Source organism: Bradyrhizobium sp. LTSPM299 (genome assembly GCF_000938235.1).
In the GTDB taxonomy this organism is placed as follows: domain Bacteria; phylum Pseudomonadota; class Alphaproteobacteria; order Rhizobiales; family Xanthobacteraceae; genus Bradyrhizobium.
Window position 1 is genome coordinate 1 of sequence record NZ_JYMU01000068.1, and the last position, 14,152, is coordinate 14,152.

Annotated in this window: 16 protein-coding genes; 9 read left to right on the top strand and 7 right to left on the bottom strand. The window is 64.9% G+C overall.

Annotated features, from left to right (window positions below; translation table 11 throughout):
• Nucleotides 1–74: 74 nt before the first annotated feature.
• From ltrA to UP10_RS31905, 4 genes are all read right to left on the bottom strand, one after another.
• Nucleotides 75–1,328, bottom strand: a complete 1,254-nt coding sequence (gene ltrA, locus UP10_RS31890) for a group II intron reverse transcriptase/maturase (protein WP_245321761.1) — start codon at nucleotides 1,326–1,328, stop codon at nucleotides 75–77.
• A gap of 688 nt (nucleotides 1,329–2,016) precedes the next feature.
• Nucleotides 2,017–2,493, bottom strand: coding sequence for a 30S ribosomal protein S9 (rpsI, locus tag UP10_RS31895; RefSeq protein WP_044591173.1), 477 nt, complete (start codon nucleotides 2,491–2,493; stop codon nucleotides 2,017–2,019).
• Complete coding sequence (rplM, locus tag UP10_RS31900; RefSeq protein WP_044542458.1) at nucleotides 2,494–2,958, bottom strand: 50S ribosomal protein L13; 465 nt, start codon at nucleotides 2,956–2,958, stop codon at nucleotides 2,494–2,496.
• Between the two features lie 153 nt (nucleotides 2,959–3,111).
• A complete protein-coding gene (locus UP10_RS31905; protein ID WP_044591174.1) occupies nucleotides 3,112–3,540 on the bottom strand; it encodes a PaaI family thioesterase in 429 nt (142 codons plus the stop codon).
• 70 nt (nucleotides 3,541–3,610) lie between these two features.
• On the opposite strand from UP10_RS31905, the gene UP10_RS31910 reads away from it, so the two are divergent.
• From UP10_RS31910 to nadC, 8 genes are all read left to right on the top strand, one after another.
• Nucleotides 3,611–4,435 (top strand): enoyl-CoA hydratase, encoded by an 825-nt coding sequence (locus tag UP10_RS31910; protein WP_044591175.1) that lies wholly within the window; start codon nucleotides 3,611–3,613, stop codon nucleotides 4,433–4,435.
• Between the two features lie 110 nt (nucleotides 4,436–4,545).
• The gene (locus UP10_RS31915; protein WP_044591176.1) at nucleotides 4,546–5,130 is read left to right on the top strand and encodes a CoA-binding protein; all 585 of its coding nucleotides are present in this window, start codon (nucleotides 4,546–4,548) and stop codon (nucleotides 5,128–5,130) included.
• 129 nt (nucleotides 5,131–5,259) lie between these two features.
• Complete coding sequence (locus UP10_RS31920; protein ID WP_044591177.1) at nucleotides 5,260–6,540, top strand: O-acetylhomoserine aminocarboxypropyltransferase; 1,281 nt, start codon at nucleotides 5,260–5,262, stop codon at nucleotides 6,538–6,540.
• Between the two features lie 130 nt (nucleotides 6,541–6,670).
• A complete protein-coding gene (locus UP10_RS31925) occupies nucleotides 6,671–7,063 on the top strand; it encodes a hypothetical protein (protein ID WP_044591178.1) in 393 nt (130 codons plus the stop codon).
• A gap of 14 nt (nucleotides 7,064–7,077) precedes the next feature.
• A complete protein-coding gene (locus UP10_RS31930; RefSeq protein ID WP_044591179.1) occupies nucleotides 7,078–8,034 on the top strand; it encodes an NUDIX hydrolase in 957 nt (318 codons plus the stop codon).
• Between the two features lie 54 nt (nucleotides 8,035–8,088).
• The gene (nadA, locus tag UP10_RS31935; RefSeq protein WP_044591180.1) at nucleotides 8,089–9,075 is read left to right on the top strand and encodes a quinolinate synthase NadA; all 987 of its coding nucleotides are present in this window, start codon (nucleotides 8,089–8,091) and stop codon (nucleotides 9,073–9,075) included.
• The gene (locus UP10_RS31940) at nucleotides 9,072–10,622 is read left to right on the top strand and encodes an L-aspartate oxidase (RefSeq protein ID WP_044591181.1); all 1,551 of its coding nucleotides are present in this window, start codon (nucleotides 9,072–9,074) and stop codon (nucleotides 10,620–10,622) included. The genes nadA and UP10_RS31940 overlap by 4 nt, the downstream gene beginning before the upstream one ends.
• Nucleotides 10,619–11,470: a carboxylating nicotinate-nucleotide diphosphorylase gene (gene nadC / locus UP10_RS31945; RefSeq protein WP_044591182.1), complete on the top strand. Its 852-nt coding sequence runs from the start codon at nucleotides 10,619–10,621 to the stop codon at nucleotides 11,468–11,470. Before UP10_RS31940 ends, nadC begins: the two co-directional genes overlap by 4 nt.
• Nucleotides 11,471–11,474: 4 nt before the next feature.
• On the opposite strand, the gene UP10_RS31950 is transcribed toward nadC, so the two are convergent.
• Nucleotides 11,475–12,560, bottom strand: a complete 1,086-nt coding sequence (locus tag UP10_RS31950; protein WP_044591183.1) for a COX15/CtaA family protein — start codon at nucleotides 12,558–12,560, stop codon at nucleotides 11,475–11,477.
• A 93-nt stretch (nucleotides 12,561–12,653) separates the two neighbouring features.
• Between UP10_RS31950 and UP10_RS31955 the strand changes: the two genes are divergently transcribed.
• Complete coding sequence (locus UP10_RS31955) at nucleotides 12,654–12,869, top strand: DUF2842 domain-containing protein (RefSeq protein WP_044591184.1); 216 nt, start codon at nucleotides 12,654–12,656, stop codon at nucleotides 12,867–12,869.
• 9 nt (nucleotides 12,870–12,878) lie between these two features.
• On the opposite strand, the gene UP10_RS45485 is transcribed toward UP10_RS31955, so the two are convergent.
• Nucleotides 12,879–13,082: a TrkA C-terminal domain-containing protein gene (locus UP10_RS45485; protein ID WP_050043876.1), complete on the bottom strand. Its 204-nt coding sequence runs from the start codon at nucleotides 13,080–13,082 to the stop codon at nucleotides 12,879–12,881.
• The gene (locus tag UP10_RS31960) at nucleotides 13,015–14,076 is read right to left on the bottom strand and encodes a potassium channel family protein (protein WP_050043877.1); all 1,062 of its coding nucleotides are present in this window, start codon (nucleotides 14,074–14,076) and stop codon (nucleotides 13,015–13,017) included. The genes UP10_RS45485 and UP10_RS31960 overlap by 68 nt, the downstream gene beginning before the upstream one ends.
• Between the last annotated feature and the right edge of the window lie 76 nt (nucleotides 14,077–14,152).

Here is a 14,152-nt window from a genome sequence, read left to right on the forward strand (position 1 = left end):
GATCGGGTAGGAGGAAGCCTTGCGGCTTCCCCCTCCCACACCACTGTACGTACGGTCCCGTATACGGCGGTTCGTCAGGCACGATTGAGGTGGCGGTGCAATCCGATGAGGGACGGAAGACCGAGTTGCGCAAAGAAGGCGGCGCGATAGGCATCGTTCATGTGGCTGGCCCCGGCATTCCACCAAGGACCGCGGCCATTGGAGGCCGACCGCCATGCCCGCTCCGGATCGAGCCCACGTTGCATCAAGCGTCTGAGGCGTGTCCGAGGTCGTTTCCACTGGCGCCAGAGGACGCAGCGCAATTTGCGCCGCATCCAGCCGTCAAGCTCCTCGAACACCCCTTTGGCCTCCGCCAGCCGGAAGTATTGCAGCCAGCCGCGCAGGATGGGGGTTAAGGTTTTGACGGTCGATGCCAGAGTTCGTCCACGCCCTTGGCGCAGTGTCGTCCTCAGCTTGCTCCGCAACCGCTTCACGCTCTTGACCGCCACCCGAAGGCGCGGTTGCTGGTGGGCGGTCATGGTAAAGCCGAGGAAGGTCCGCACCCAGGGACGGTCAACCGCGCTTTTCGCTGCGTTGACCTTGAGCCGCAGTCGCCCGGTCAGGAATCGCGTGATCGATGCCATCACCCGCTCGCCGGCCCGCCGCGTCCGAACATAGATGTTGCAGTCGTCAGCGTAACGGCAGAAGGCATGGCCTCGTCGTTCGAGTTCCTTGTCCAGATCGTCGAGCAGGATATTCGACAGCAGTGGCGACAGAGGTCCGCCTTGTGGCGTGCCTTCGCTCCGCGCCGGCGTAATCCCGCCCGTCATCAATCCAGCCTGCAGGTAGCGGCGGATCAGCCGCAGCACCCGTTTGTCCGCAACCCGGCGCGCCACCCGTGCCATCAGCACGTCATGGTTCACCCGGTCGAAGAACTTCTCCAGATCGAGGTCGACGACGAAGCGCCGACCCTCGGCCACGTGCGCCTGCGCGGCAAGTACCGCACCGTGCGCGCTGCGCCCCGGACGGAAGCCGTACCAAGCCTCGGAGAAGTCTGGATCGAACAGCGGCATCAGCACCTGATGCATCGCCTGCTGGATCAGCCGATCCACCACCGTCGGGATGCCGAGTTGGCGCATCCCTCCGCCGGGCTTGGGGATTTCCACCCCGCGCACCGGCTGCGGCCGGTAGCGGCCTTCCAGCAGTTCTTCCTTGATGCGCGGCCAGTGCTCCTTCAGGTGCGGCTGCAACTGCTCCACGGCCATCCTGTCGATGCCCGCAGCGCCCTTGTTCGCCATCACCCGATGGTAGGCCGCCATCATGTTCGCTCGGCTGACGATCTCCTCCATCAGCCGCACTTCCACCTCCGGAGCGGAAGGTTGCGATCTCGCCGTGGCGATTGATGCACCCATTCCCTGCTCTGGCGGCTTCCGGCCGCTACCCTCGGGATGGGCACGACGCATCTCAGCGTCATCGTCTGCATCTGTTGGCACCATCGACAGACCGGCCTCCTCCGGTACTCGACGTTCGGCCCTTCGCCGGCTTGGTGCTGCCGGCTACTACAGCCTCGGCTGACTTCTGCCGTCCCATCCCGGCGCCTTGCGACGCCGGTAGCACACCCGTTGCCGGGGGCAGCACGACAGACCTCCCAGGGTAAGACGCATGACCTTCGTGCCATATACCTGTCGCATCTACGGCCGCACCTTCCGGGTGATATCGGGCTTTGGGCTTTTGGGCTCCCTCGCCCAGGTGCGGACGCCTCATATGCGCTTGCTGTTCGTCAGGCCGGCACTTTGCTTACAGCTTCCTTCAGACCCCGCCTCGCGACGACGCCCTTGCTGTTAGGCTAACGGTTCCTATCACCAGGGTCCGTAGAGGACTCTCACCTCCAAGTCATCGGTCAGACACCACTCCGACCAAATCGCCCCAGTCACGCCGCTCCGCGCCATGCCTGGCGCACCCAAAGAAAAAGGGCGCTTCCCAGCGCCCTCTTCCGATCGATGTTTGCGGCAATTGCCGCGAATTTTAGGACTCGAATTAGCGCTTCGAGAACTGGAACGACTTGCGCGCCTTGGCCTTGCCGTACTTCTTGCGCTCGACCACGCGGGAGTCACGGGTCAGGAAGCCGCCCTTCTTGAGCACGCCGCGCAGTTCGGGTTCGAAGTTCGTCAACGCCTTCGAGATGCCGTGTCTGACGGCACCGGCCTGGCCGGAGAGACCGCCGCCGGCGACGGTGCAGATCACGTCGTACTGGCCGTTGCGCGCGGCTGCGACCAGCGGCTGCTGGATCATCATGCGCAGCACCGGACGGGCGAAGTAGATTTCGACATCGCGGGTGTTGACGGAGATCTTGCCGGCACCCGGCTTGATCCAGACGCGGGCGACCGCGTCCTTGCGCTTGCCGGTGGCGTAGGCGCGGTTGAGCTTGTCGACCTTCTTGATGTATTTCGGCGCTTCGGGAGCGACCGGCTTGACCTGCGAAAGCTGATCGAGGGACTGCAACGTATCGGACATTTATGCGGCCCTCGTGTTCTTGCGGTTCAGGGAAGCGATATCGACCTTCTCGGGGGTCTGCGCTTCATGCGGATGCTCGGCGCCGGGATAGACGCGCAGATTGCCCATCTGCATGCGGCCGAGCGGGCCGCGCGGGATCATGCGCTCGATCGCCTTTTCGACGACGCGCTCGGGGAAACGACCCTCGAGGATCTGCTTCGCGGTGCGCTCCTTGATGCCACCGATGAAGCCGGTGTGCTTGTAGTACACCTTCTGCTCGCGCTTGCGACCGGTCAGCACCACATGGGCGGCGTTGACGATGATGACGTTGTCGCCGCAATCGACATGCGGGGTGTAGGTGGGCAGGTGTTTGCCGCGCAGACGCATGGCGACGAGAGTGGCGAGACGGCCGACGACCAGACCCTTGGCGTCGATCAGTACCCACTTCTTCGTCACATCGGCGGGCTTGGCCGAGAACGTGCTCATGTTGGGATCCGTGAAAAAAGAAATCGGCGCCGTATGCGCCGAACTGGGCGGATGTCTAGAGAAGCCGCGCGCGCACGTCAACGCTTCATCTTCAGAATTAGCCAAGCCAATTCAATAGCTTATAAATATGGTGCAATAGTACCGTCAAAATGCTTATGTATTTGGAATGGAATAGGTCGCCGTGACGTGGGCAATCGGATCGGGCGACGTGCCGGACAACAGGTTGACCTCGCCGACCGCAAGCCGCTTGCCGAGCTTGAGCAGCTTCGCCACCGCGAGCACATCCTGCCCCGGCAGGCCCTTGCGCAGGAAATTGATGTTGAGATTGGTTGTCACGGCGAGGCCGATCGGGCCTATCGCCGACAGCAGCACCACGTACATCGCGAAATCGGCGAGCCCCATCAACGTGGGTCCAGACACCGTGCCGCCCGGCCGCAACATGCGCTCGCTGAAGCGCTGTCGCAGCAAACAGGTTTCGCCGTCGGCGCTTTCGATCCTGATATCGTCACTGGCGAACGCCTGCGGAAACTCCCTGCGCAGGAACTCCTCCAGTTCGGCCACGCTCATTTTCGCAATTGCCATGCCGCCCCTGCCCTCGCTTCAGCCTGCCTGTTACATTAAGTTGTCATATAGACCCTAGTGGAATTTAACCATGTCCGCCCAAGCCGCCCGCGCGCCAGCGCCACAAACCCCGATCCTGCTGCGCGAGACCGTGGGCAGTATTGCGGTACTGACGCTCAATCGCCCCGCCGCGCGTAACAGCCTGTCTGAAGGACTGATCGGCGAGTTGCACGCTGCGCTGAAGGACACCGCTGGCGACAAGTCGATCCGTGGCGTCGTGATCGCCGCCAATGGCGCTGCCTTCTCCGCCGGCCACGACATGAAGGAACTGACCGCGCGCCGCACCGATCCCGATCGCGGCCGTGCCTATTTCGCGGAGATCATGACCGCGTGCAGCATGATGATGCAGACTGTCGTGCAGCTGCCGAAGCCGGTGGTCGCTGCGGTCCAGGGCATTGCCACCGCGGCCGGCTGCCAACTCGTCGCAAGCTGCGATCTCGCTGTCGCCTCCGAGATCGCGACGTTCGCGACGCCGGGCGTTGACATCGGCCTGTTCTGCTCGACGCCGATGGTGGCACTCTCGCGCAACGTGCCGCGCAAGCAGGCGATGGAGATGCTGCTCACCGGCGAGCCAATCACGGCTGCCACCGCGCAAAGCATCGGGCTGATCAATCGCGTGGTGCCCGCAGGCACCGAGCGTGATGCCGCGATCGCGCTGGCGCAACAGGTCGCGCTGAAATCGGCCTACACCGTCAAGCTCGGCAAGGAGGCGTTCTATCGCCAGGCCGAGATGAGCCTCGCCGACGCCTATCGCTATGCCGCCGAGGTCATGACCGAGAACATGATGGCGCGCGACGCCGAAGAAGGCATCGGCGCCTTCATCGAGAAGCGCGAGCCGAAATGGCGGGACAAATGACGACGCAACTCCCGCGTCGTCATTCCGGGGCTCGCGAAGCGAGAACCCGGAATCTCGAGATTCCGGGTTCGATGCTCCGCATCGCCCCGGAATGACAAACCGGAAGAAAAATGAACCACGACGCCTACGACGACGATTACATCCGCAGCATCCTCAACAGCGTGAAGTCGATCGCGATGGTCGGCGCCTCGCCGGTCAATGTGCGGCCGAGCTATTTCGCGTTCAAATATCTGGCGCAGCGCGGCTACGACATGATCCCGGTCAACCCCGGCCATGTCGGCAAGGCGCTGATGGGGAAGCCGTTCGTGGCCTCGCTCGCCGACATCGGCCGTCCGATCGACATGATCGACATCTTCCGCAATTCCAGCCACATCATGCCGGTGGTCGAAGAGGCTCTGGCATTGTCGCCGCCGCCGAAGGTGATCTGGATGCAACTCGGCGCGCGCGACGATGCCGCCGCCGAGAAGGCGGAAGCCGCCGGCCTCAAGGTCGTGATGAACCGCTGCCCGAAGATCGAGTATGGCCGGCTGTCGTCGGAGATCTCCTGGATGGGCGTCAACTCGCGCACGCTGAGCTCCAAGCGCGCACCGGTCCCGACGCAGGGCATGCGGCTGTCGCTCAACCGCACGAGTTTTGGCGGCGGCCAGACTGCGGCCTCCGACCGCGCTGCAAAAAACCGAACCGAGACGACCTGACGCATCAGCGGAACAATCGTCGCGTGCAAATAGTATAGCGAAGCACGCTCGCCAACCTGCCTTGACGGCAGACATCGCCGCCATCAGCATGCCCGGCGTTCTCGACCAGGCCACAACAGGACACAAAGAATGACCGATCGCCTTCCGGGATTTTCCACCCTCGCCGTCCACGCCGGCGCGCAACCTGATCCCACCACCGGCGCGCGGGCGACGCCGATCTACCAGACCACGTCATTCGTCTTCAATGACGCCGACCATGCCGCCTCGCTGTTCGGCCTGCAGGCCTTCGGCAACATCTATACCCGCATCGGCAACCCGACCAATGCGGTGCTTGAGGAGCGCGTCGCCGCGCTCGAAGGCGGCACCGCGGCGCTCGCGGTCGCCTCCGGCCACGCAGCGCAGCTCGTGGTGCTGCAGCAGCTGATGCGGCCCGGTGACGAGATCATTGCGGCGCGCAAGCTCTATGGCGGCTCGATCAACCAGTTCACCCACGCCTTCAAGGCGTTCGGCTGGAACGTGGCCTGGGCCGATCCCGACGACATCGCAAGCTTCGAGCACGCGGTGACGCCGCACACCAAGGCGATCTTCATCGAGTCGATCGCCAATCCCTCCGGCAGCATCACCGACATCGAGGCGATCGCAGCCGTAGCGCGCAAGGCTGGCGTGCCGCTGATCGTCGACAACACGCTGGCCTCGCCCTATCTGATCAAGCCGATCGATCACGGCGCCGACATCGTCGTGCACTCGCTGACCAAATTTCTCGGCGGTCACGGCAACTCGCTCGGCGGCATCATCGTCGATGCCGGCACATTCGATTGGGCGAAGGACAACAAATATCCGATGCTGAGCGAGCCACGGCCGGAATATCACGGCATCAAGCTCCAGGAGACCTTTGGCAATTTCGCCTTCGCGATCGCCTGCCGCGTGCTCGGCCTGCGCGATCTCGGCCCGGCGCTATCGCCGTTCAACGCCTTCATGATCCTGACCGGTATCGAGACGCTGCCGCTGCGCATGCAGAAGCACTGCGACAACGCCAAGGCGGTGGCGGAATTCCTCTCCACCCATGCCGCGGTCTCGGCGGTGAATTATGCCGGCCTCCCCGGCGACAAGTACAACAGTCTGCAGCGCAAATATGCGCCGAAGGGCGCCGGCGCGGTGTTCACCTTCAGCCTGAAGGGCGGCTACGATGCCGGCGTCAATCTGGTGTCGAACCTGAAGCTGTTTTCGCATCTGGCCAATGTCGGCGACACCCGCTCGCTGGTGATCCACCCGGCCTCTACCACGCACAGCCAGCTCGACGATGCCGCCAAGGTGAAATCCGGCGCGGCGCCCGACGTGGTGCGGCTCTCGATCGGCATCGAGGACAAGGAAGACCTGTTCGCCGACCTCGACCAGGCTCTGAACGCCTGATCGCCCCCCAATTCCGGGGCGGTGCCCTGCACCGCTCCGGCGAATTCGCAGGAAACGGCAAGCCTCTCGTTAACGCCGATTCCGGCATAAAGTGGCATTAATTGGCTCCAGATGATTCGGGAGAGCATTGATGCTGCGCTGGATATTGCCGCTCGCGGTCACGCTATCAGCGATAGCGCCCGCCGACGCCGCCGATAGCATTGTCGCGACCAAACGCGCCGCGCGGCAGCTTCCGCCCGGCCTGCCCCACGCACACTACGGCTATCGCACCACGGTGGCACCGCCGACCTTTGTGCGGCGCGGACGCCAGCTCGTGATCGTCGAACCGGAAGTGATCCCGCTCAACTCAAAGCCTGTCCTCGTAATCGCGCCCGGTGAACCGCTGCTGCCGGGATCGTCCTCGCTGCCCGGCTATTACGGCAACGGTCATTCCTACAGCTACGGGGGCCCCTATTACGGCGGCGCCTATGTGGATTACTGGGATCGCCTGCCCTACGCCTGCGGCATCTACGGCTACTGCTAGCGAGGGACGATCGCGTGGCAAGATCGCCGCAGAAAACCGGCACCTCAGCTTCGGGGAACGCAGCCACCGCCGACCTCGTCGCGGTGCTGGTCGCCGTCACCGACGGCACACCGAAGATCATGACCATCGCAGGCGGATCGGCGCTGCCGAGCGGCCCGTTCGAGTTCGCCCACCGCTCGCTGCAGACCGCCTTGCGGGCCTGGGTCGAGGCGCAGACCGGCCACCCGCTCGGCTATGTCGAGCAGTTGTACACCTTCGCCGACCGCGGCCGGTCCGGCAACGCCAAGACCCCGCACAGCATCTCGATCAGCTATCTCGGCCTCACGCGGGAGGACAGGGTCGGCGAAGGATTTGAGGCGCATTGGACCGGCTGGTACGATTATTTCCCGTGGGAGGATCATCGCGCGGGCGTGCCGGTGTTCCTCACCAAGATGCTGGGGCCGAAGCTGAGGGTGTGGGCAAAATCCGCGTCGTCACCGGCGCTGCAGCGCGAGCGTTGGCAGCGCTGCGCCATCACCTTCGGTCTCGACGATCGCGACTGGAACGAGGAACTGGTGCTGCAGCGCTACGAGCTGCTCTACGAGGCGGCGCTTATCCCGGAAGCCGGACGGGAGAATGGCCGCGGGGCATCGATCGTGCCGGGCAAGCCGATGACCTCCGATCATCGCCGCATCCTCGCCACCGGAATCGCGCGGCTGCGCGCCAAGATCAAATACCGTCCCGTCGTGTTCGAGCTCCTGCCGGCCGAGTTCACCCTGCTACAGCTGCAACGCAGTGTTGAGGCGCTTGCAGGCCGGCTGGTCCACAAGCAGAACTTCCGCCGCCTCATCGAGCAGCAGGAACTCGTTGAAGAAACTGGCGCAATCGCCGCTGATACCGTCGGGCGGCCGGCCAAGCTGTTCCGGTTCCGTCACGCCGTGCTGGCCGAACGAGCCGTCATCGGCACCAAGCTCCCGCTTTCGCGCACTTGACAGACCTTATGCTCAGGCTAAGTATAAGCCATCTTATGCTCAAGGAGAGTATAAATGGTTTCCCTCAATACCGCACTGCTCGCCCGCACCGCGCCGCTCTATGAGCGGGTCAAACGGGTCATCCCGCCGTTCGAATGGGCGACCTTCGCCGAGGACGTCGACGCGATCCTCGACCTGAAACGTCGCCGCAACGCGGTGGTGCTGGCGCACAACTACCAGACGCCGGAAATCTTCCACGGCGTCGCCGATATCGTCGGCGACAGCCTGCTGCTCGCGCGCGAAGCCACCAACGTCGACGCCGACATCATCGTGCTCGCCGGCGTGCACTTCATGGCCGAAACGGCCAAACTGTTGAATCCGGCCAAAACCGTGCTGATCCCCGATCTCAGGGCCGGCTGCTCGCTTGCGGATTCCATCACGGCGCAAGACGTGCGGCTGATGCGCACGCGGTATCCGGACGCGCCCGTCATCGCCTATGTCAACACGTCGACCGCGGTGAAGGCCGAGTCCGACATTTGCTGCACCTCGGGCAATGCGCTCAAGGTCGTGGAATCGCTCGGCGTCGAGCGCGTCATCATGCTGCCCGATGAATATCTGGCGCAGAACATCGCCAAGCAGACGACGACGAAAATCATCGCCTGGAAGGGCCATTGCGAGGTGCATGAGCTCTTCACCGCAGACGACGTCCGCCAGCTTCGCGAGGATCATCCTGGGATCACCATCCTGGCGCATCCGGAGTGCCCGCCCGAGGTCGTGGCCGAAGCAGATTATTCGGGCTCGACCGCCGCAATGCAGTCGTTCGTGGAGACCAAACGCCCGCCGCGCGTGGTGCTGCTGACGGAGTGCTCGATGAGCGACAATATCGCCGCCCTGCACCCGGATGTCGAGTTCGTCCGCCCCTGCAATCTCTGTCCGCACATGAAGCGGATCACGCTGAAGAACATCCGTCACGCGCTGGAAACCAATCAGCACGAGGTCACGATCGATCCCGCGATCGCCGACCGCGCGCGACGTTCCGTCGAAAGGATGCTGGCGTTATGAGCACTGATATGTCCGATCTGATTGGCCGCCCCGTCATCATCGGCGGCGGCGCCGCCGGGCTCATGACTGCCCTCGCACTCGCATCCGAGCCGGTCGTGCTGCTGTCGAAGTCGCCGCTAGGCGCGGAGGCCTCCAGCATGTGGGCGCAGGGCGGCCTTGCCGCTGCTGTCGGCGAGGACGACGCCCCTGCCCTCCATCTCACTGATACGATCGCGGCCGGTGCAGGCCTTTGTGATGAGGCCGCCGCAAGCCGGATCGTCCATGGCGCGCCCGGCGCCGTCGAGCGCCTCGCCAAGCTTGGCGTCGCCTTCGACCGCCGGCCCGACGGCGACTGGCGCCTCGGGCTGGAAGCCGCGCATGGCCGCAACCGCATCGTGCACGCCACCGGCGACGGCACCGGCCGCGAGATCATGCGCGCATTGATCGCCGAGGTCCGGCGCACGCCATCGATCACCTTGCTGGAGGGCGTCGAGGCGCGACGGATTCTGGTCGAGGACAACGCAGTCAGGGGCGTGCTGGCGGCGAGCGACCGCGGCGCGCTGACAATCGTCAGCAACCGCGTCGTGATCGCGACCGGCGGAATCGGTGGACTGTTCGCCGACAGCACCAATCCGGACGGATGTTTCGGCCAGGGACTCGCGCTCGCCGCACATGCCGGCGCAAAACTCTCTGATCTCGAATTCGTCCAGTTTCATCCGACCGCCTTCGACGGGCCGTCGCGACCGATGCCGCTATTGACCGAGGCAATCCGCGGCGACGGTGCTGTTCTGATCGACGAGACCGGAGCGCGCTTCATGGCGGATCAACCCGGCGCCGAGCTTGCACCCCGCGACATCGTCGCGCGCGCCGTGTGGCACCACCGCGCCGACGGACATCGCACCTTCCTCGATGCCCGCAAGAATCCCGGCGCGGACTTCGCGCAGCGCTATCCCGTGATCAGCGCGTTCTGCAAGATGGCCGGCATCGATCCCGCTCGTGATCCGATCCCGATCCGGCCGGCGGTCCACTATCACATGGGCGGTATCGCCGTGGACGGCGAAGGACGCAGCACGGTGCAGGGATTGTGGGCCTGCGGCGAAGCGGCGCGAACCGGGCTGCACGGGGCGAACCGGCTGGCGAGCAACTCGCTGATGGAAGCGATCGTTTGCGCGCAATGGGTCGCAGCAAGCGTCGCCGGCACGCGCGAAGGCACGCCGGCGATGCCGCGCGCCGAGACAATTCCGCCGGCTGCCGATCCCGCGTACGTGCGTCCGATCCTCACCCAGGGGCTTGGCGTGTTGCGCGATCGGGACGGGATCGAACGTACGATCCGCGGGCTCTATCCGCTCGCGCGCGGCCAGGGTGCGACATCCGATGCGGCATTGGTCGGCCTGATGATCGCCGTTGCCGCGGTCAGGCGCGAGGAAAGCCGCGGCGGCCATTTCCGCACCGATTTTCCGGACACCGCTCCGTCGGCCGTGCCGTCATCCTTCACCCGCACCGACGCGCTCGCTGCCGCGCGCGACATCGTCGAATCCACGCCATCCGTCAGGAGTGCCAAATCATGACCCTCAATCCCCTGCTGCCGCTGATCTATGAGCCGATCGTGCAGACTGCGCTCCGCGAGGATCTCGGCCGCGCCGGTGATATCACCGCCGACGCGATCGTGCCTGCCAACCAGCAGACCCGGTTGGTGATGCGGGCACGCCAGCCCGGCGTGGTCGCCGGGCTCGACATTGCGCGCTCTGCCTTTCAGATGGTGTCGCCGGCAATCGAGCTTCGCGCCGAGCAGCCGGACGGCAGTGCCGTCGAGCCCGACCAGGTCATCGCGATCATCGATGGCCCGGCGCGCAGCCTCTTAACCGCCGAACGGACCGCACTGAATTTCCTCTGCCATCTCAGCGGCGTTGCGACGGCGACTGCGACCCTCGTCAAGGCCGTCAAAGGTACGCGCGCGCAAATCGTCTGCACCCGCAAGACGACCCCGGGATTGCGGGCGCTGGAGAAATATGCGGTGCGCGCTGGCGGCGGCGGCAATCACCGCTTCGCGCTCGACGATGCCGTGCTGATCAAGGACAACCACATCGCGCTCGCTGGCGGCATCCGTAACGCGATCGAGCGCGCCAAGGCGAACACAGGCCATATGGTCAAGGTCGAGGTTGAGGTCGATACATTGTCGCAGCTCGAAGAGGCGCTAACGCTTGGCGTCGATGCCGTGTTGCTCGACAACATGACGACCGAGCAGCTCACGCGGGCGGTCGAGATGGCACGCGGCAAAGCGATCACCGAGGCCTCCGGCCGCATCACCGCAGCAACTGCGGCCGCGATCGCCGCAACGGGCGTCGACCTGATCTCGGTCGGCTGGGTGACCCACAGCTCGGCCGCGCTCGATATCGGGCTGGATTACCTGTCGTAGCGGATCAGCCGGGCTGGCCGACGGGAACGAGCTTCGGCTGTTCCCGCTCGGTCCGGCGCACACCGAGCCGCTCCACCTGCAGCACCGCGAACGTCAGCACGACGATCGCAACCGCCTGGTGCGTCAACGCCAGATCGATCGGCACCTGATGCAGCAGCGTCAGGATGCCGAGCGTCGCCTGCACCGTGATGGCGGCGACCAGCCACCACGCGCCCGCGATCACGCCGCTTCCAGCGCGCGATCGCACGGCATCGATGGCGTGCGCGATCGCCAGCGCGAACAGCAGATAGGCGGTCATGCGATGCTCGAACTGCACAGTCAGCGTGTTGTCGAACAAATTGCGCCACCACGGCGTCTCGAACCACAGCCGGTCCGCCGACGGAATCAACGCGCCGTCGATTTCGGGCCAGGTATTGTAGACCCTGCCCGCACGCAGGCCTGCGACCAGCGCGCCAAAATAGAGCTGCACGAAGGTGAGCACGAGCAGCACCGCGCTGGTGATCCTCAACCTGATAGAAGCGATCGCGGGCACTCGGTCCGACAATCGCCGCAGCGTCCAGACGATGGCGGCGAAGATCAGCAGCGCCAGCACCAGATGGGTCGCGAGCCGATACTGCGACACCTCGACGCGCTGCGACAGGCCTGATGCGACCATCCACCAGCCGACGGCGCCCTGCAGCGCGCCGAGCCCGAAGATCAGCCACAACCGCCGACCCAGCTCGCCGCGTACCGCACCACGCCACAGGAAATACAGGAACGGCAGCAGATAGGCGACGCCGATTACGCGGCCGAGCAGCCGGTGGCTCCACTCCCACCAGAAGATCGTCTTGAACTCAGGAAGCGTCATCCCGGCGTTGAGCTCGCGATATTGCGGGATGGTCTTGTAGCCCTCGAACGCCTCGGTCCATTGCGCCTCGGTCAGGGGTGGCAACGAGCCGCTGACCGGCTTCCATTCGACGATTGAGAGGCCCGACTCGGTCAGCCGCGTGGCGCCGCCGACCAGCACCATCAACGCGATCAGCGCGGCGACCGAGAACAGCCAGATCCTGACGGCGCGGAGCTGCGGTGGCTTTGCGGAAATACCGGCCATTTCGCCCTGACTTGATTGGATTTTCGGGACCCTTATAGTCCGCCCTCCCAGCGGCGCAAGCACCGCCGAGATCACGAGTTACGTATACAGACCATGGCCCTACGCACCCGCAAACTGCTCGGAACCATTTTCCTGCTCATCCTGGTCGTGGTGTGGTCGCTGCTCGGCATGACGATTGCGCAAACGCCATGGCTCGCCAATTCTGGACTGCTGCAGGCAATCTTCTACGTTGTCGCCGGGCTCGGCTGGGTACTGCCGGCAATGCCGATCATATCCTGGATGTTGCGGCCCGACCGCGTCCCGAACTGATCGCTGCCCTCACCCGCGCGTACCGCGCACCCGCGACTCGAAAAGCGAGGTCAACAGCGCCGCGCGGTTGGGTCGGCCGATCAGAACCACGCCGTCGCCCTCGTTGATGATGGTGGTATCCGGCGGCGCGGTAAACACGTCGCCGTCAGGGCGGTTGATCTGGACGATGAAGAACGCGCCCTTGGCCTGGCGCTCCAGCGCCGCAACCGTCATCCGCACCGCGGCACTCTGCGGCGCGGCGGTGACCATTTCCAGCTCGATGCCGAAATTGTGCAGCGTGCGTTGAAAGCCCTGCGAGCGCTCCAGCCCCTCGATGAAGCGCGCCGATTCCTCGTGCAGGATCACCTCGGCAATGCGCTCCGCGCCGATTTGGGTCGGCAACACCACCTTGTCGGCGCCGGCCTGCAGCAGTTTGCTCTCGGTGGAGGCGCGTTCGCCGCGCCACGATTGACAGGTTCTGGTTGAGCGCCCGCGCGCTCAGCGTGATGAAGACGTTGACCGCGTGGTTGGAGAGCACGGTGGCGAGCGCCGCGGCCCGCATCACGCCGGCGGCCTGCAGCACCGTCTCCGAGGAGGCGTCACCGTGGATGCAGAGGTAACCCTGCGCACGGGCCTCCGCCGCGCGCGCCTCGCCCTCCTCGATCAGCACGAAGCCGGTGCTGGAGGCTCGCAGCGAGCGCGCCAGTACCGCACCGAGCCGCCCGAAGCCGCAGACGATGACGTGGTCCTTGAGGTCGTCGATTTGCGAGTTCATGCGCTTCAGACCTATGGTTCGGTTGATCTGGCTTTGGGTGATCAGTTGCACCAGCGCGCCGGTGAGGAAGATGATCCCGGTGCAGCCGAACACGATCAGGCCGATGGTGATGACGTTGAGCGCCGGCGTGTTGATCGGCCGCACTTCGTTGTAACCGACGGTGTAGACGGTCACGACCACCATGTAGATGGCGTCGCGAAAGCTCCAGCCGACGCGCATGTAGGCACCGGTGGCGATCGCCATCACCAGAAGCGTATAGGCGATGACCGCGATGATGTTGCGCACCGGCGAGTCGAATAGCCCGGCCATGCGTGGGTTGTGCACGCGGCGGACTGGCGCGGCCGCGGTCGGGCCGCGCGGCTCGCACGATCCGGGCCGGGGCTGGTCGGGTGGTGGAACGACGCCACGCGGGACGGCGTCCGAACCCGTCGTCGGCCGGCCCTCCTCGGTCATTGCACTTCCGCCCCGTTCCGCCCCATGGCGAAAACGATGCACAAAATGTGCCCAGCTATTCTTTTATATGTTGGCT